The organism is Alcaligenes faecalis (genome assembly GCF_041521385.1).
In the GTDB taxonomy this organism is placed as follows: domain Bacteria; phylum Pseudomonadota; class Gammaproteobacteria; order Burkholderiales; family Burkholderiaceae_B; genus Alcaligenes; species Alcaligenes faecalis_E.
This window is the reverse complement of record NZ_CP168006.1, coordinates 2,645,915-2,661,389: the sequence shown is the minus strand read 5'-3', so window position 1 is coordinate 2,661,389 and position 15,475 is coordinate 2,645,915. Positions and strand designations below refer to the sequence as shown.

Genomic DNA, 15,475 nt, shown 5'->3' with positions numbered 1-15,475 from the left:
AATCATGGAAACGAACACGATTACGGACACGCAACATGCGCGGGTCCGAGCCATCCAAGGAGGAAGAGAATGAGCGACTTCGATCTGGTAGTACGAGGAAATATTGTTGAGCGCGACCGCATCATCACTGATGGCTGGGTTGCTGTCCGCGAGGGCCGCGTAGCCGCACGCGGTGTGGGCGCGGCCCCTTCAGCCCATGAGCATGTGGATGCGCGTGGCATGTGGGTCATGCCTGGCGTACTGGACGGCCAGGTGCACTCCGGCAGCCAGGCCAATCAGGAGGGGCTGGGCTGGGCCTCGCGTGCGGCTGCCGCCGGTGGCGTGACCACCATGGTGGAAATGCCTTACGACGATCCCGAACCCGTTGCCTCCCGCCCACAACTGGACGACAAGATTGCCCGCATTGAAAGCGATTGCCACGTGGACGTGGCCTGCTACGGCACATTGAACGACCAGCACGGTCTGGAAGCGGCAGCGGGCCTGATTGAAGGCGGTGTGTGCGGTTTCAAATTCTCTACCTTTGAAGCCAGTCCCAACCGTTTCCCGCGCGTGGAAGAAGACATCCTGATGGAAGCCTTCCGCCTGATCGCCCCCTCCGGTCTGGCTTGCGGTGTCCACAACCAGGACCAGGAGCTGACCCGCAAGAACATCAAGCGCATGGTCGAGGCCGGTGATACAGGCTGGGACGCATTCTTGCGCGCCCACACGCCTTTGATCGAAAACCTGGCCACCAGCGCCATTTACGAAATCGGTGCCCAGACCTGTGCCCGTGCGCACGCCGTACACGTGTCCCTGTCGCGCGGTTTTGAAATCTGCAATATGTACCGTCAAGCAGGGCACAAGGCGTCGATTGAAACCTGCGTGCAGTACCTGATGCTGAACCACGAAGAGCACACCCGCCGTTTCGGTGCCAAGACCAAGCACTACCCACCCATTCGCCCCAAGGCGGAAATGGATCTGCTCTGGACTCACATCGCCAACGACGAATGTACCTTCGTCTCCTCCGACCACGTGAGCTGGGGCCTGGAGCGCAAGCAGTTTGACAATGTGTTCCAGAACTCCTCCGGGGGGCCTGGTCTGGAAACCCTGCTGCCTGCCTTCTGGACCGGCTGCGCCGAGCACGGCATTTCCCCCACCATGGTCGTCAAGCAACTGTGCTGGGGTCCTGCCCAACACTTCCTGCTGGAACACCGCAAGGGCTCGCTGAATGTAGGAGCAGACGCCGACATCGTGATCGTCAAACCCGAAACCTACCGCTTTGACCCGTCCACCAGCCTGTCCGCCGTCACCTGGAGCTCTTTCGAGGACCGCGAGTTCCACGTGCGGGTGGAAGCCACCTATGTGCGCGGCCAACTGGCCTGGGACGGCAAAATCGTGCGTAACGCGGCGGGCGACGGCCAGTTCATCCGCCCGCACAAAGCAGGCGAACTGTCATGAGTCTAGCCATGCCCTTGTTGAACCAGGAGCGTCTGTGGCGCAGCACCCAGGAGCTGGCCGCGTTCACGCTGCCCGACCAACCCTGGACACGCCGCGCCTTCTCCGATCTGTTTCTGCAGTCGCGTCAGTGGTTGCAGCAGCAGTTCGAGGAAGCGGGCCTGACCGTACGCCTGGATGCAGCAGGCAATCTGATTGGTCGCCGCGAAGGGCGCAAGCCCGGTCTGGCCCCGATTACCACTGGCTCGCACTGCGACACCGTGATGTATGGCGGACGCTACGACGGCATTATCGGCGTACTGGCCGGGCTGGAAGTGGCCCGTTGCCTGAACGAGCAGAACATCCCGCTGGATCATCCTTTTGAAGTGGTGGATTTTCTGTCCGAAGAACCGAGCGACTATGGCGTGTCCTGCGTAGGCAGCCGCGCCATGGGCGGGGTCTTGTCCGAGGCCATGCTGGCCGAACGCAATCCACAGGGCGAAACACTGGCGCAAGGCATTGCCCGCATCGGTGGCCGCCCCCAGGAACTGGCCCAGGCCCGTCGTGCCCCTGGCGATACTGCCGCTTTTATCGAGTTGCATATCGAACAAGGGCCAGTACTGGAATCACGCAATCTGCCTATCGGCGTGGTCAGCAATATTGTGGGCATTTGCCGCCACCGCATCATCATCACGGGTCGTCCGGACCATGCTGGCACCACACCCATGGACATACGCCGTGATGCCCTGGTCGGTGCCAGCCTGATCATCAGTGCAGTGGACCGCAAGGCCCGCCGTGCGCTGGGCGGGCCAGACTATCTGGTCGCCACCATTGGCAACCTGAACCTGACGCCCAACGCCTCCAATGCCGTTCCCGGACGCGTGGAAATGATGGTGGAAGTACGCAGCGACCGCCAGGAGCTGATGCAGAACTTTACCGAGGAATTGCTGGCCCAATTGCGCCCGGAGATCGAGGCCATGGGCCTGGGACTGGACGCGGCGCAAGTCAGTCTGGCCAAGCCCACGGACTGCACGCCCGATGTGATGAACATTATCGAGCAGGCCGCCAGTGCGTTGGGATACCCGAGTATGGTCATGCCTAGCGGAGCCGGTCACGATGCGGTTTACATGGCACCCAGCGGCCCCATGGGCATGATCTTCATTCCCTGCCTGAATGGTCGCAGCCATTGCCCCGAAGAATCCATTACGTCCGAGCAACTTTTGGACGGTACGCGGGTTCTGTATCAGACCGTTGTCATGTTGGACCAGAGGCACTGACATGGACTGGTCCTGTGATCAGCTTGGCGAACGCGAACGCTACCGCTTGTTGGTCAACACCGTGTTGCCGCGCCCCATTGCCCTGGTCACGACTTGTGACCAGCAGGGGCGCGTGAACACGGCCCCGTTCAGTTTCTTCAATGTGATGGGTTCAGAGCCTGCCGTACTGGCACTGGGCCTGGAAAACGATGCGCACTCTGCCGATGGTCTGAAAGACACCACCCGCAACATTCTGAGCGCAGGCCAGTTTGTGGTGAACCTGATCAGCGCCAAGATGGCACGCGCCATGAATATCTGCGGCATTGCTTACCCGACCGGGCAGGCCGAGCACCTGCAAGCGGGCCTGGATCTGGCCCCCAGCGTGCAAGTGCAGCCGCCCCGTATTGCCCAATGCCCGGTGCAGTTTGAGTGTCGCTTGCACACCGTGCTCGACCTGGGCCCGCTACGTCATATCGTCATTGGCGAAATTCTGCATGTGCATTGTGACGACACCATTCTGACACCTGAAGGGCGCATTGATATCGACGCTTACGACCCGATAGGGCGCCTGCATGGTTCGGACTGGTATGTCGGCCTGCAAGGTCGCTTTCAGTCAGAAAAGCTAAGCCACCCAAACGGGCTACCGCCCACCCCAACATAAAAACATCATGAACCGTCGCCCTCATATCTACGTTCTGAACCCCAATTCCAGCCAGATCGTAACGGATGGCCTGGACCGTGCTGTCCAGCCCTTGCGTCTGGCCGATGGCCCAGCTATTTCCTGCCTGCGCCTGCCTCAAGGCCCGGCGGGTGTACAAAGCCAAACCGATATTGACACCCTGATTCCCCACCTGCGCGCCCAGGCCCTGAGCGTCAAAGAAGACGCCGCTGCTTATGTAGTGGCCTGCTTCAGCGACCCCGGCCTGTACACCTTGCGCGAAGCGGTGGATGTGCCCGTATTGGGTATTGCCGAAACCGGCGTGCTGACCGCCTTGTCGTTGGGTCAACGCTTTGGCGTACTGTCCATTTTGCAGGCTTCCATTCCGCGTCACCTGCGCTACTTTGGCGCAATGGGTGTGACGGATCGTCTAGCAGCCGATCTGGCCATCAATATGGGCGTGTCGGAACTGGCTGACGAGAAAAAAGCCCTGCAACGCCTGACAGAAGTTGGCCAGCGTTTGCGTGATGAGCACGGTGCCGATGTTGTAGTGCTGGGTTGTGCTGGTATGGCCAATCAGCGCGAGGCGCTGGAACAGGCCTTGGGCATTGCTGTCGTGGAGCCCACGCAGGCGACCGTTGCGGTTGCCTTGGGCCGTTGCTTGTTAGGCTGGTAAGCCTTGATGAACGCCCCTCTGCAATCCGGCTGCCTGGCAACCGCACAGCGGCTGCTTCAGGCTCGCCAAGAGAACCGCCCCATCGAGGACTGGCCCGAGGCGCTACGCCCTGTGTCTTTTGATCAGGCCTATCGCGTCCAGGCTGCGCAAATGGAAACCTTGGGCCCCCTAGGCGGCTGGAAAGTCGGCGCGGCCAATAGCGTGGCTCCGCCGACCTGCGCCCCCCTGCCCCAGCGTTTTCGTTACGCCAGCCCGGATATTCCCGCCGGTAAAGACCTGTCCTTGCGCGGTATAGAAGTGGAAATCGGCCTGATTCTGGGTCAGGACTTGCCACCCGGTAAGGCCCCCTATTCCATGCAGCAAATCTGGCAGGCGATCAGCCAGGTTTGTGTGGCGGTAGAGATTGTTGAATCGCGTTTTGCGCAACGTGACACCGTAGGTCGTCTATCCACCTTGGCTGATCTGGCTAGCCACGGTGCGCTGGTCTACCAGGCGCAAGGTATTGCCGCGCAGAACATGGCACTACTGCAACCTGAATGGGCGCGCCTGCAAGTGGGCCAACAGCCCCTGCTGCAAGGCCCGAACCAGAACCCCGCAGGCGAACTGACACGACTGCTGATCTGGCTGGCTAATCACGGCAGTCACCACCTTGGTGGGCTACAAAAAGGGCAGGTCATCATTACGGGTTCCTGCCTGCCCATGCTGTATGCCGCTCCCGGCAACCGTGTTCAAGCCGCCATTCAAGGGATCGGCGAGCTGGACTTTATCTGCGCCTAAGCGGTTTGCTCACACCGGGAAGAACGTTGCTACGATCAGCAGTCGCCAAGCCGTTATGCCCACTCCCGCCCCCCCTTTTTTTCCCCAACACCAATGGCAAAGAGGACAGGCCAACGGATCAAGACGGGTCAGGTCGGGTTTCCAGAAAAAACAGACGTCGCAAATGCTGCTCGGCCTGCACCGAGCTCAGCTCAGTGGATTCTGTCAGCAACATATTGGCCAAGCCATCATACAAAGCGGACAGCCGCAACGCGGTGCCTTCCGGATCAGGCGCGTGCCACAACCCTTGCTCGGCCCCTGATCGCAAGTAAGAGGCCAGTTGCCCCAACATCCGGCCTTGTACCCGCGTCATCACTGCCGCCAACGCCGCATCGGTTTTGGCCAGGTCGGCAGCATCAAGCCACAAGAACCAATACATGCGATTGTTCTGTTCAAAGGCACTGTTCAGGTAGCTTTCCATCAAGACTTGCGGATCGTGCGAGCCTTGTGCTTCCTGATCCAGCAAATAGTCAAAGATTTCACCCCAGGCATCGGCCCGTAACTCGGACCAACGAAAGTAGTGGTTTAACAGCCCACGGCCCACACCCGCACGCTCAGTCACCCTGCGTGTGGTGGCAGCCCGCACCCCCACCTCCAGCAAAACCTCAACAGCCGCCTGCCGAATGCGTGAAGCACTGTCTTCTTTTTCACTCATCGCTTTCCTTTCTTGTTGACAGATTGAGCAAACGCTCAATATTATGGCATTGAACAAGTGCTCAATCAATAAACATCTATGTCTTCGGCCTCTCGCAACTCCTCCATCGACTTGGTTCGTACCGCGGCACTGATCGGTATTTGTGTCGTGAACCTGCCCTATCTGGCACTGAGCGAAAGTGACCTGATCACCCCGTCCACCACTTACGACCATACAGCTGCTTTCGTGGTCGAATTTCTGTTTCAGGGCAAATTCTTCCTGTTGTTCTCGCTGATTTTTGGCTGGGGCATCGAAGTCCAGGCACGGTCTGCCGAACGTGCTGGCATCCCCCTGAGCCGCCGCTATTTCCGTCGGATGCTCGGGCTGGCCGTGCTGGGTTGCTTGCACGCAACCCTGGTATTTACAGGCGACATCCTGCTGCTCTACTCGGTGCTGGGTGTACTGATCTGGCCGCTGCGCAAGCTCTCTGCGTGTGCTCTGGTCAAGGTCGCCTTGTTGATGGTACTGGTAGAAACTCTGAGTATTGGGCTGATCGTTTACCTGCTCTCCAGTACAGAGGACATGGCCCCGGTTTACTCCCTGGGTGGGGCCTTCTCCGAAGCGACGTTGGCGCGCCTGGAAGAATGGCCAAATGCCTTCGCTTTCATGTTCCTGTATCAAGGCCCTTTGGCGTTCGGTGCCATGCTGATGGGACTGGCTGCAGCCAAAAGCAATTTCTTTGCGTACAACAGCCCTGGGCAACAAAGGCTGGAACACGCTTTACCCTGGCTGTTCCCATTGGCCCTGATTATCAACGGTTTCAGCGCCCTGGTGGCCTACGAGACCGACCTGCCAGGACTGATTGGCCTGCTCCTCTTTGCGATAGGTGCGCCCATGCTGTCCGCCGTATATCTGTATATGCTGCTACGCTGCGGGCAATGGATCAAACTACCCAATGTACTCATTGAAGCAGGCCGCAACTCGCTGAGCGCCTATGTCGGCCAAGGCATTTTGGCTGGCCTGATCTTCAGCAGCTATGGCCTGGATCTGTTTGATGTCTTTGGCAACGCAACCCTATTCGCCATTGCCATCGTACTGGCCTTGCTGTCCATGAGCCTGACAGGTCTGATCGCCCAACGTTGGAGGCGCGGCCCACTGGAAGCCGTGCTACGACGCATCACCTACGGTGTCCAAAAAAACAGATAGCACGCGGCCCCCACCCCAAATCGTTTTTTGCTCTCTATTATGTGTACTGGAAATACGAGGACGGCAAAAATGAATTGCCACTACACCACAATAAAATCAGGAGAGAAGTCCCATGAGTAACAATGAAATCACCTGGTCCAATGGTCAATGGAGCGACACCAGCACGCCCTTGATTGGCGCCACAGACCACGCTTTCTGGATGGCCACGACCGTGTTTGACGGTGCTCGCTCCATTCAGGGCCATACGCCGGACCTGGACCTGCACTGTGAGCGCCTGAACCGTTCGGCCATCACGCTAGGCATGGAACCAGTGATGTCGCCCCAGCAAACCGTGGACCTGGTGCACGAGGGTCTGAAAAAACTGTCTCAAACGACGGATTACTACATCAAGCTGCTGTATTTCGCGCCCGGCGGTTTCATCCAGCCCGATCCAGCCACCAGCCAACTGGCCATTCATATTTTTGAATCTCCCATGCCGGAGGACAGCGGCTTTAGCGCCACGTTCAGTGAGTTCCTGCGCCCAGACCCCTCCATGGCTCCCACCGATGCCAAGGCCTCCTGCCTGTACCCCAATACCCAACGTATCTTGCGCGATGCCAGCGCACGCGGTTTTGACAACGCCATCGTACTGGACTCCAAAGGCAAGGTAGCCGAGTTTGCCGTCGCCAATTTGTGGATTGTGCGTGACGGCGTCGTGCTGACGCCCGAGCTGAACGGCACCTTCCTGAACGGCATTACCCGCCGACGCGTCATGCAACTGCTGCGAGACGATGGCATGGAAGTACGTGAAGTCAGCCTGACGCCACAAGACATCCTGGATGCGGACGAAGTATTCAGCACCGGCAATTACGGCAAGGTCCTGTACTGCAATCGTATTGACGATCGCCATTACGCGCGCGGCCCGATTGAAACCCGTGCCCACGAGCTGTACATGGCCTACACCCAGCGCAACTAAGGGGCGGACGGGCTATCGCCCTGCCCCAAATCCGGCGCTTGCCCGCTATCCTGCTGCGCTTGCGCCTGTTTCATCTGATTGAGCAGGCTATGCAGCATCTCTGTCGACAGACCATGCAGCACCAAGCGATAACCTGCTCGCAAGGTCGACATGGGCACCAGAGGGTGGCCATTGTTGAGCAGAATCAGGTGCTCGGGCGCCTGCAAAATCTTGGCAGCATAAATCCCGATCGTCTCGTCCAGTTGCAAGGAATTGGCCGCCCGCCAAAAGTCGTTATCGGTCAGCAGCAACTGGTACAAGGGCGTGAACAGCTCAATGGCACTTTGCAGGTCTATCTTGTTCAGCGGGCCTTGCGGCATATCGTCCAACGCCAGGGGTACGGGCTGAATCATGGAAAAATCCACCCGCTCTGGCGGGCCGATTTCCTGATTATGGTCCCGCAAGGTCTGATTGAGCCGGATCACGAAATTGAACAGATTCAAATCGTGCTTCACAAAAGTGTGATCACGCAATTCGTCGATGTTCATGGGCGTGAGCGGCGAAGTAGGCACCTTGGTGGGCGAGTTGGCGGCAATAAAAGCCAGCACCTGCGAACCCAGATGGAAGTGGCGCAGAATCAACCAGTTGGCCTGTGGCGAGACAAAACGCTTCAGACCCCACACCAGAATGCGGTGCAGCAGGCCCGAATGCGACCACTTACGCGGCAAAAAGGTTTTAACGACTTGAATCAGCACAATCATCAAACGTGCCAGTGGCCGTAAGAACGGCAACAAATACTGGCGTGACGAAGAACTGGAATCGGTCAACCAAGCCTGCTTGACCTCGTCAGGCAAGGGCGTGCTGCGATCCAGATACAGGGCCCGCCAGGGATTGGGGTCCTGCGGGTCATGCGGCTTGCTTAAAAAATCCGGGATTTGATCCATGACTTAACACTCTTTCGCGTATTGAAACTGCATCAGGTACAGGGCGGCGGTACGACGTGCGGTTTCAATAATAATCTGCTCGGCGCGGCCTGTTTCATCGCAATCCAGAGCCAGCTCCACCGCTACCAGCCAACGGGCCAGGTGATGCTCGTCGTTCATGCCGTGATAATGCAGGAAGCGATACATATTCGGCTCCAACGACAGCGAGGATTTCAGCAGGGGCAGCAAGGCGGGCACAATGCGTTGGCCGGTACCTTCAATAATGTAAATCGCCCCCAGCAAGCCGATCGGGTCTTGGCTGGCCGCCAGGGCATGCAGGTAAGAATTCAGAGCCTGACCACCGGGATTACGAGTCAGTTGCTCGATCTCGGTCGCGGTGCCGCCAGCATGTTGATAATCCTCGAACAGGATCTTGAAGTCGTCCTGCTCTTCTCCCGCGTGCAGACGAATCAGCTCGGCCAGCGGTGCGTAGGCGGGCGACAGGGAGTCGCAGGCTTCGCGCATCCACTTGGCCCCTTCGCGCACTTGGGGAATCCAGTCTGCCATCCACTTTTGATAGTCCTGCAGGCGAATCGAGCCATCATGCAGGCTGCGCAGCAAAGGCGTACGCCACACTTGCGAACGATAGTCATGCCAGATGGGAGCCAATTGCGTCAGCAGATCGCGCAAGCCTTGCGGGGCCGTGGCCGGATCGTGCGGGGGAGCAATATCTACCTGATCGAAGGAAGCAGCGACCGATTGCTTGGCAGACGGGTAGGACACGGCCGGGGCCGGTGCATCGCAGGCTTCTACTTCCAGCAGCATGTAAGCCGTCATGAAGCGGCCTGACTCGGGCACGTAACACAAGATTTGCTCGCCGGGCGTCAAGGTACGGTCACGCATGAACTCGGCCAGCATGATCAGAATGGATGCGGCACCCGTATTGCCGCGCCAGCGCAGATTGCTATACCAACGTTCGGCCGGGATACCCAGGCCAGCCTGTTCCAGCAAATCGGCCACTACAGGCATGAATTTTTCGGAGGAGTAATGGCACAGGAAGTGGCTAATGCGCTCGGGGTCCACCCTGCCATCGCGCACCAGTTTCACGTACTCGTGAATGCCAATATCAAACAAGTGCGGCAGCAGGCGAATGTCCTGACGCAAGGACAAGGCACCGGCCTGCTCGGCCTCAGCCCAGGAGTCATAATCCAGGTGACTGCGCGTGGAGTCACGTGCGGCACCTAACTGCATGCAAACGGGGTAGTCACCAGAGAAGGACTTTTGATGAATCCAGCGCAGGCGCAAACGCACTCCGGGCTGAGTGGTAGGCAGCACCTGATCCTGATGGCTAAGCAAAGCCGCACCCGCACCATCGGACAGCATCCAGCGCAGAAAGTGCGCGTCGAAGTCCGCCTGATAGTCCTGCGAGGCAAAGCGCGAGCGGCGGAACAGGCGCGACGGCATTTCGCTGGCCACCGCCATACCATGACGATGCGCCCCCAGCTCGATGCCTTGGGCCACCGTTTGCAAAGCCGTCACACCTGCGGCGCAAATCCCGTGTACGGAGTGCACTTCCAGCGGGGGGGCCGCCAGTTCACCCTGAATCGCGTTGGCAAAACCGGGCATCAGCAAATCACCACCTGATGAGCCACTGGCCAGCAGGCCAATGTCGCTCATCTCCAACCCCGCCTGCTCCAGGCAACTGCGGATGGCATTGGCGGCCATCGCTGCATTGCTCCAGCGCGTGTTGCCGTCTTCACCAATGGCGTAGTAGCGCTGCTGAATGCCGTTCTCGGCCAGAATGCGCTGCTTGATACGCCCCGAAATACGATTCAAAGGGGCAATAAAGTTATCCATAGCAGTGTTATCGACCGGCTCGCCGGGCATAAACCACTGGGCCTGATGGATAACAACGTGCTCAAAGGCCACGGGCATAAAAATACTCCTGATTACACGCAATCACGCCGACGCTCCGTCTGGCCCACGGCGTTCAAAGATAGGCTGCGATAGCGGGGCACAAACAGTCCCAGCACAAAAACACGCAACATATAAGGCACCAGCCCCCCTTCGTTCAAGGCGTTCGGGGTGCGGGCTCGGTATTCGCTGTCGTGCAGCCCGGTCAACTCGGACCAGTGCGCACGCGGATGTTCATGGTGGGCCACATGCAGGCCGATATTAAAGAGCAAAGGGTTGACCAGCCCCTCGAAATTACGGGCATAGGCCAGTTGCTGCCCATGCCGGCCCTGGGGGCTGCCATCGGCATGGGCATGTTGTAGATAATTCGTGGTCAGCAGCCAGTGCAAACCGTGTAGCTGCGGCAGGATAACGTACAAAAAGCCTTTCACCGGGTCCAGCGCCAAGGCCAGCGTCCAGCTCGCCAGCCACATACCGTACTGCGCCATGCAATAGGCCCAGACACCCGGCCAGTGGCGACGCAGGCTACCCAACCAGCTAAAAATCGTGGGGTACAGGGCAGGTACGGCCTCAAAAGGGTGCATCAACCAGCCCAGCGTGTCGTTGGTATCCCCCCGCCAGAAACGATAGGTGCGAGCCACATCGTTTTCACCATGCTTGTAGCGGTGGTGATTGCGCCCATGCGCAGGCCAGAACACGCAAGCCGGGTGACCTTGGAGCACAGTCAAATAAAAATCCATCAAGCGATTGGGGCTGCGGCCCCGCCACAGGCGTAGATGATGATGGTTGTGGTTGATGACGCCCACGCCCAGCGTCAAGAACAGCAGCAAGCCGTACAGAATCCAGGAGAAACCGCCCCGCCACAGCGTAATCACCAGAACAGGGTAGGCAATCAGGTACAGCAGGCTTTGCCAATCACGCGGGTTACGCAAACGCCACGCAACACTCATCCGCGCTCCCCCTGGGGGCGATCGGGCAAGCGCGTGCCAAACAAGCGGTCCATAAAGCTGAACTGAAAGCCGTAATTACCGTTGTACTGCGCGTGATGGCGCTGGTGACGACGGCTGGCTGCCAGCCAGTTGCGGCTGGAAACAGCGGGGAAAAAGTCGTAATTGGAGTGACCAATGCTATTAAAGAACAGGCTGAACAAAGGCACAGACAAAAGCGACCAAAAGCTGAAGTCATGCACAACCATGGGCAACAAGATCACATTGCCCAGCATGAGCGACTCCAGCGGGTGAAAGCTATACGTGGAGAACGGCGTCACCACGACGGAAGAATGGTGCGGGCCATGATAACGGCGCAACCAACGGGTATGCAGGAGACGGTGATTGACCCAGAAGTGCACATCGTTCCAGATCACCAGAGCCAGAATTTCCAGGGCAATGCGGGTCGCACTGGCATCGGGCGTCAAATGCGCCCAGCCCAACTGCAAGAAGCCCCAGGGAAAAATCATCCCTGTGCCAAAAATCAGAATGGCGGTGCCCGATTGCTTCAGTTCCCGGCGCAGTTGACCAGGGCGCAAAGGGCGCGTGTCCAAGGGACGCCCCCAACCCAAGGCAGGGCAAAGCCAACGCGTCAGCGCCAAGGTGCCCAGTGCGAACAGCAGATAAATGCCGCCGAAAAACAATAAGCCCACGCCCATTACCTGCCAGACGTTCAAGGCCTGAAAAGCCTGCCCCATTCCACTCTCTACGTAACAAAGTGCGCCCATGCTAGCGCGCTCAGAACGATTACGTTTGTTAATTTGGTTACGAATTGCTCACATCCGGCCAGCTCACCCTGGTGGTATCGCGCTGCACCGGCCCGGGCTAATCATAACGGGATTTCTCCAGAGCCTGATAGACTGAACGCGCCCTTCAGGAACACAGAACTTGATCTGGCACTTGTCTTGAACGTGCCCGCATACGATATACTGACTCGTCACCGACTTCCTTTAGACACTATGAGACGCTGGTTCGTCGTCGTCTTGCTTCTTATCCTTCCCTTGCAGGCTTACAGCTCCCACTACCACGCAACCGTGCAAGGTGGTCAATCGGCCGTATTCGTTCATCACGAATCCCATGTGGCCGAACCTGTGGAGCATCGTGTCGAAGTCAAGCATCATCCTTTGCAGCAGCTCAGCGCCATCCTGGCGCACACGCCCATGCAACAGTATGCTGATCACGCAGACACGCCTTTGCCTTGCCCGGTTCAGTCTTTCTGGCTGCATGCCTGGCCAACGGCTTGCCCGGCTTATTCCCTACCCGTTATTTGCTGCGAATTCGCCCCCGAGCATCGCCCCCCACGCGCCTGATCCCTCACGCGCCACCGCGCTTTGCCCTTTTGCTTATTTGCACTTATTTATCTGTCTAACAGGACAACATCATGGAATGGCTACTCGATCCCAGTATCTGGGTCGGCTTATTAACTCTGGTGGTGCTGGAGATTGTTCTCGGCATCGACAACCTGATCTTTATCGCAATTCTGGCCGATAAGCTCCCACCGCATCAGCGCGATCGAGCACGGCAGATCGGCCTTGCACTCGCGCTGATCATGCGCCTGGGCTTACTGACCATTGTCTCCTGGCTGGTCACCCTGACCACGCCGCTGTTTTCCATCGGACCGCTCAGTTTCTCCGGACGCGACCTGATCCTGCTGCTGGGCGGGCTGTTCCTGCTCTTTAAAGCAACCAGCGAACTGCATGAACGCCTGGAAGGCGGCAGTCACCACACCAGCACCAATAAGGTTTACGCCAGCTTTGGTGTCGTCGTGGCGCAAATTGTGGTGCTGGACGCCGTGTTCTCGCTGGATGCGGTTATTACCGCCGTGGGCATGGTGGACCAACTGCCCGTCATGATGGCGGCTGTGATCATCTCCATCGGTTTGATGATCTGGGCCTCCAAGCCACTGACCACCTTTGTGAACAATCACCCCACGGTGGTGGTGTTGTGCCTGAGCTTCTTGCTGATGATTGGTTTGACGCTGACCGCTGAAGGCCTGGGCTTCAAGATCCCCAAGGGCTACCTGTACGCGGCCATTGGTTTTTCTATTCTGATCGAGTTCTTCAACCAGATTGCCCGCCGCAGCCTGTTGCGCTCGCAATCGCGCCGACCTTTGCGTGACCGCACGGCTGAAGCTGTGCTGCGCATGCTCAGCAACCGCAAAAATGAGGACAAGGACGATAACAGCAGCGATGGCCAGCTAGAGCTGGACGAGCAGGCTTTCCGTACCGAAGAACGTAATATGGTCAGCGGTGTGCTCAGCCTGGCAGAACGCCCCATCCGCTCCTTGATGACTCCTCGCCAGGAAATTACCTGGCTCAATAGCGAGGATTCCACCGACACCTTGCGCCAGCAGCTGCGCGCTACTCCGCACAGCTTCTTGCCTGTGTGTCAGGGCGATCTGGACCAGGTGGTGGGGGTGGCCCGCGCCAAGGACTTGCTGGCGGATCTGGACAACTATCCCGAGGTCAACGTGTGGCCAGACCTGCGTGAGCCCATCATCGTGCACGAGCATACGGATGTGCTCAACGCAATTGCCATGCTCAAGCAGTCCAATGGCCAGTTTGTGCTGGTCACTGACGAGTACGGCGCGATTGAAGGCCTGCTGACCCCGATCGACATTCTTGAAGCCATTGCCGGTGAGTTCCCCGACGAGGACGAGCACCCTGCCATCCAGCAAATTGGCCCCAATTTGTGGCAGGTAGACGGCAGCACCGATTTGCTCTTGCTGGCTCAGGCGGTAGAGGCCGATGATCTGTTGTTGAAAGACAGCAACTTCAACTCTGTGGCCGGTTTCTTGCTGGAGCGCCTGGATTCCCTGCCCACGGTAGGAACCGTTGTTGAAGCAGAAGGCTTGCGCTTTGAGATTACCGAAGTCAGCCAGCGCCGTATTGCAACGGTACACGTCAGTCGTTTGCAAGCACCCGCGCAGACACAAGAGTAAAGAAATGGCCCGCTGTGAAGCGGGCCATTTTCAATCAGGCACGGCTCAAAAGAGCAATTCCACCCGGCAAACGCATCACCTGCACGCCATATACCTGCTGCAAAATATCCAGTGCCTCGGACAAATTGTCCAGACTGACCGCAAAGCTGACCAAGACGGAACCCAGCGTGGCGTCTCGCAGCATCACATGCCCTGCCCAATAGCGGTTCAGCTCGGCCAGCACCTGTGACAAGGGCTGCTCATGAAAAGCCAAACGGCCCTGCCGCCAGGACGGCAAATCCTCTGCTGCGACCGTCTGCACCGAACTGATGGCATGGCGTCCATACACCAACTGCTCCCCGGCCCCTAAACGATAACCTTGCCCACCAAAGTCCACCTGGGCGCTGCCGGACAAACAGGTCACCTGGGTTTGGCCGTTCAGGTAGCGAATATTGGTACGACCATTAAACGTCTGAATGGAACCAGCACCAGCGAACACCGTACACACCAAGGCCGACCGCTCGGACTGACGCACCTCCACTTCTCCGTCCAGCAGGGCCACAACCCGGCCCAAGTGCGGATCATCACTGACATTCAAGCGGCTGCGGGTATTCATATCCAGCCAAACATGGTCCATCAATTGCACCCGCCGCTGTTCGCCCGCGCCCGTGCGATAGTCAGCACGCAAATCGGCCAAGGAAGGCCACAATTGCAGGGGAGGTCTGGCGACCAGGTACAAACCGCCACCCACCAGCAAACCGCCCAGCAAGGCACGACGCAAAGGCTGGTGACCGCGTTTTTTCATCAACTTGGCTTCGCGCAGCCATTGTTCACGGTCTTGGGGCATGGCATCCCACATTTCACGCGCGTGTGCAAAAGCGGCTGCATGAGACGGGCTGCGCCCACACCAACGGCGCAGCTCACGAGACTGACGGGAGGTCAGCGAGGACGTTTTCAGGCGGCTGACCCAAGCTCGTGCCTCCTTGTGCAAGGTGTCCTCATCCACATTCACGGCATTAGCAGGGTTCATCAACAATCAGTTCAAAAAGTACGACACAAGGACTGGCACTCCACAACATGTTTCCTATCCGTTTAAACGGATAAAAACTGAATTGCAAAGGCAATCATAAATTGTCGGA

Annotated in this window: 15 protein-coding genes; 9 read left to right on the top strand and 6 right to left on the bottom strand. The window is 58.3% G+C overall.

Going from position 1 to position 15,475, the window contains the following annotated elements; all coding sequences use genetic code 11:
* Positions 1 to 69: 69 nt before the first annotated feature.
* From ACDI13_RS11880 to ACDI13_RS11860, 5 genes are read left to right on the top strand one after another with little or no spacing between them, the layout of a single operon-like run.
* The gene (locus ACDI13_RS11880; protein WP_316990469.1) at positions 70 to 1,437 is read left to right on the top strand and encodes an amidohydrolase family protein; all 1,368 of its coding nucleotides are present in this window, start codon (positions 70 to 72) and stop codon (positions 1,435 to 1,437) included.
* Positions 1,434 to 2,690, top strand: a complete 1,257-nt coding sequence (locus ACDI13_RS11875) for a Zn-dependent hydrolase (protein WP_316990468.1) — start codon at positions 1,434 to 1,436, stop codon at positions 2,688 to 2,690. Before ACDI13_RS11880 ends, ACDI13_RS11875 begins: the two co-directional genes overlap by 4 nt.
* Position 2,691: 1 nt before the next feature.
* A complete protein-coding gene (locus tag ACDI13_RS11870) occupies positions 2,692 to 3,330 on the top strand; it encodes a flavin reductase family protein (protein WP_316990467.1) in 639 nt (212 codons plus the stop codon).
* Positions 3,331 to 3,337: 7 nt separating this feature from the next.
* Positions 3,338 to 4,003 (top strand): aspartate/glutamate racemase family protein, encoded by a 666-nt coding sequence (locus tag ACDI13_RS11865; RefSeq protein WP_009462753.1) that lies wholly within the window; start codon positions 3,338 to 3,340, stop codon positions 4,001 to 4,003.
* A gap of 6 nt (positions 4,004 to 4,009) precedes the next feature.
* Positions 4,010 to 4,780 (top strand): fumarylacetoacetate hydrolase family protein, encoded by a 771-nt coding sequence (locus ACDI13_RS11860; protein ID WP_316990466.1) that lies wholly within the window; start codon positions 4,010 to 4,012, stop codon positions 4,778 to 4,780.
* A gap of 118 nt (positions 4,781 to 4,898) precedes the next feature.
* Here the strand turns inward: ACDI13_RS11860 and ACDI13_RS11855 are convergent, their stop codons facing one another.
* A complete protein-coding gene (locus ACDI13_RS11855; RefSeq protein ID WP_316990465.1) occupies positions 4,899 to 5,474 on the bottom strand; it encodes a TetR family transcriptional regulator C-terminal domain-containing protein in 576 nt (191 codons plus the stop codon).
* A gap of 78 nt (positions 5,475 to 5,552) precedes the next feature.
* Between ACDI13_RS11855 and ACDI13_RS11850 the strand changes: the two genes are divergently transcribed.
* Both ACDI13_RS11850 and ACDI13_RS11845 read left to right on the top strand, forming a co-directional pair.
* Complete coding sequence (locus ACDI13_RS11850; protein ID WP_316990464.1) at positions 5,553 to 6,659, top strand: DUF418 domain-containing protein; 1,107 nt, start codon at positions 5,553 to 5,555, stop codon at positions 6,657 to 6,659.
* A 112-nt stretch (positions 6,660 to 6,771) separates the two neighbouring features.
* Positions 6,772 to 7,614, top strand: a complete 843-nt coding sequence (locus ACDI13_RS11845; protein WP_316990463.1) for a branched-chain amino acid aminotransferase — start codon at positions 6,772 to 6,774, stop codon at positions 7,612 to 7,614.
* Here the strand turns inward: ACDI13_RS11845 and ACDI13_RS11840 are convergent.
* Genes ACDI13_RS11840 through ACDI13_RS11825 form a run of 4 tightly spaced genes read right to left on the bottom strand, consistent with a single transcriptional unit; the run spans position 7,611 to position 12,114 of the window.
* Positions 7,611 to 8,537, bottom strand: coding sequence for a hypothetical protein (locus tag ACDI13_RS11840; protein WP_316990462.1), 927 nt, complete (start codon positions 8,535 to 8,537; stop codon positions 7,611 to 7,613). The two genes, ACDI13_RS11845 and ACDI13_RS11840, sit on opposite strands and share 4 nt — an antisense overlap.
* 3 nt (positions 8,538 to 8,540) lie before the next feature.
* The gene (locus tag ACDI13_RS11835) at positions 8,541 to 10,451 is read right to left on the bottom strand and encodes a beta-ketoacyl-ACP synthase III (protein ID WP_316990461.1); all 1,911 of its coding nucleotides are present in this window, start codon (positions 10,449 to 10,451) and stop codon (positions 8,541 to 8,543) included.
* Between the two features lie 14 nt (positions 10,452 to 10,465).
* Entirely contained in the window at positions 10,466 to 11,380 is a 915-nt protein-coding gene (locus ACDI13_RS11830) for a fatty acid desaturase (RefSeq protein WP_316990460.1), read from the bottom strand.
* Positions 11,377 to 12,114, bottom strand: coding sequence for a sterol desaturase family protein (locus ACDI13_RS11825; protein WP_316990459.1), 738 nt, complete (start codon positions 12,112 to 12,114; stop codon positions 11,377 to 11,379). Before ACDI13_RS11825 ends, ACDI13_RS11830 begins: the two co-directional genes overlap by 4 nt.
* A gap of 261 nt (positions 12,115 to 12,375) precedes the next feature.
* Between ACDI13_RS11825 and ACDI13_RS11820 the strand changes: the two genes are divergently transcribed.
* Positions 12,376 to 12,726 (top strand): hypothetical protein, encoded by a 351-nt coding sequence (locus ACDI13_RS11820; protein ID WP_316990458.1) that lies wholly within the window; start codon positions 12,376 to 12,378, stop codon positions 12,724 to 12,726.
* Positions 12,727 to 12,797: 71 nt separating this feature from the next.
* Complete coding sequence (locus ACDI13_RS11815) at positions 12,798 to 14,357, top strand: TerC family protein (RefSeq protein ID WP_316990457.1); 1,560 nt, start codon at positions 12,798 to 12,800, stop codon at positions 14,355 to 14,357.
* Positions 14,358 to 14,391: 34 nt separating this feature from the next.
* On the opposite strand, the gene ACDI13_RS11810 is transcribed toward ACDI13_RS11815, so the two are convergent.
* Positions 14,392 to 15,366, bottom strand: coding sequence for a FecR domain-containing protein (locus ACDI13_RS11810; protein WP_316990456.1), 975 nt, complete (start codon positions 15,364 to 15,366; stop codon positions 14,392 to 14,394).
* Positions 15,367 to 15,475 lie beyond the last annotated feature (109 nt).

Bases quoted from the DNA above. Each gene is read 5' to 3' on its own strand.
- ACDI13_RS11880 (WP_316990469.1), top strand. From the start codon at position 70: ATGAGCGACTTCGATCTGGTAGTACGAGGAAATATTGTTGAGCGCGAC.
- ACDI13_RS11875 (WP_316990468.1), top strand. From the start codon at position 1,434: ATGAGTCTAGCCATGCCCTTGTTGAACCAGGAGCGTCTGTGGCGCAGC.
- ACDI13_RS11870 (WP_316990467.1), top strand. From the start codon at position 2,692: ATGGACTGGTCCTGTGATCAGCTTGGCGAACGCGAACGCTACCGCTTG.
- ACDI13_RS11865 (WP_009462753.1), top strand. From the start codon at position 3,338: ATGAACCGTCGCCCTCATATCTACGTTCTGAACCCCAATTCCAGCCAG.
- ACDI13_RS11860 (WP_316990466.1), top strand. From the start codon at position 4,010: ATGAACGCCCCTCTGCAATCCGGCTGCCTGGCAACCGCACAGCGGCTG.
- ACDI13_RS11855 (WP_316990465.1), bottom strand. From the start codon at position 5,474: ATGAGTGAAAAAGAAGACAGTGCTTCACGCATTCGGCAGGCGGCTGTT.
- ACDI13_RS11850 (WP_316990464.1), top strand. From the start codon at position 5,553: ATGTCTTCGGCCTCTCGCAACTCCTCCATCGACTTGGTTCGTACCGCG.
- ACDI13_RS11845 (WP_316990463.1), top strand. From the start codon at position 6,772: ATGAGTAACAATGAAATCACCTGGTCCAATGGTCAATGGAGCGACACC.
- ACDI13_RS11840 (WP_316990462.1), bottom strand. From the start codon at position 8,537: ATGGATCAAATCCCGGATTTTTTAAGCAAGCCGCATGACCCGCAGGAC.
- ACDI13_RS11835 (WP_316990461.1), bottom strand. From the start codon at position 10,451: ATGCCCGTGGCCTTTGAGCACGTTGTTATCCATCAGGCCCAGTGGTTT.
- ACDI13_RS11830 (WP_316990460.1), bottom strand. From the start codon at position 11,380: ATGAGTGTTGCGTGGCGTTTGCGTAACCCGCGTGATTGGCAAAGCCTG.
- ACDI13_RS11825 (WP_316990459.1), bottom strand. From the start codon at position 12,114: ATGGGGCAGGCTTTTCAGGCCTTGAACGTCTGGCAGGTAATGGGCGTG.
- ACDI13_RS11820 (WP_316990458.1), top strand. From the start codon at position 12,376: ATGAGACGCTGGTTCGTCGTCGTCTTGCTTCTTATCCTTCCCTTGCAG.
- ACDI13_RS11815 (WP_316990457.1), top strand. From the start codon at position 12,798: ATGGAATGGCTACTCGATCCCAGTATCTGGGTCGGCTTATTAACTCTG.
- ACDI13_RS11810 (WP_316990456.1), bottom strand. From the start codon at position 15,366: ATGAACCCTGCTAATGCCGTGAATGTGGATGAGGACACCTTGCACAAG.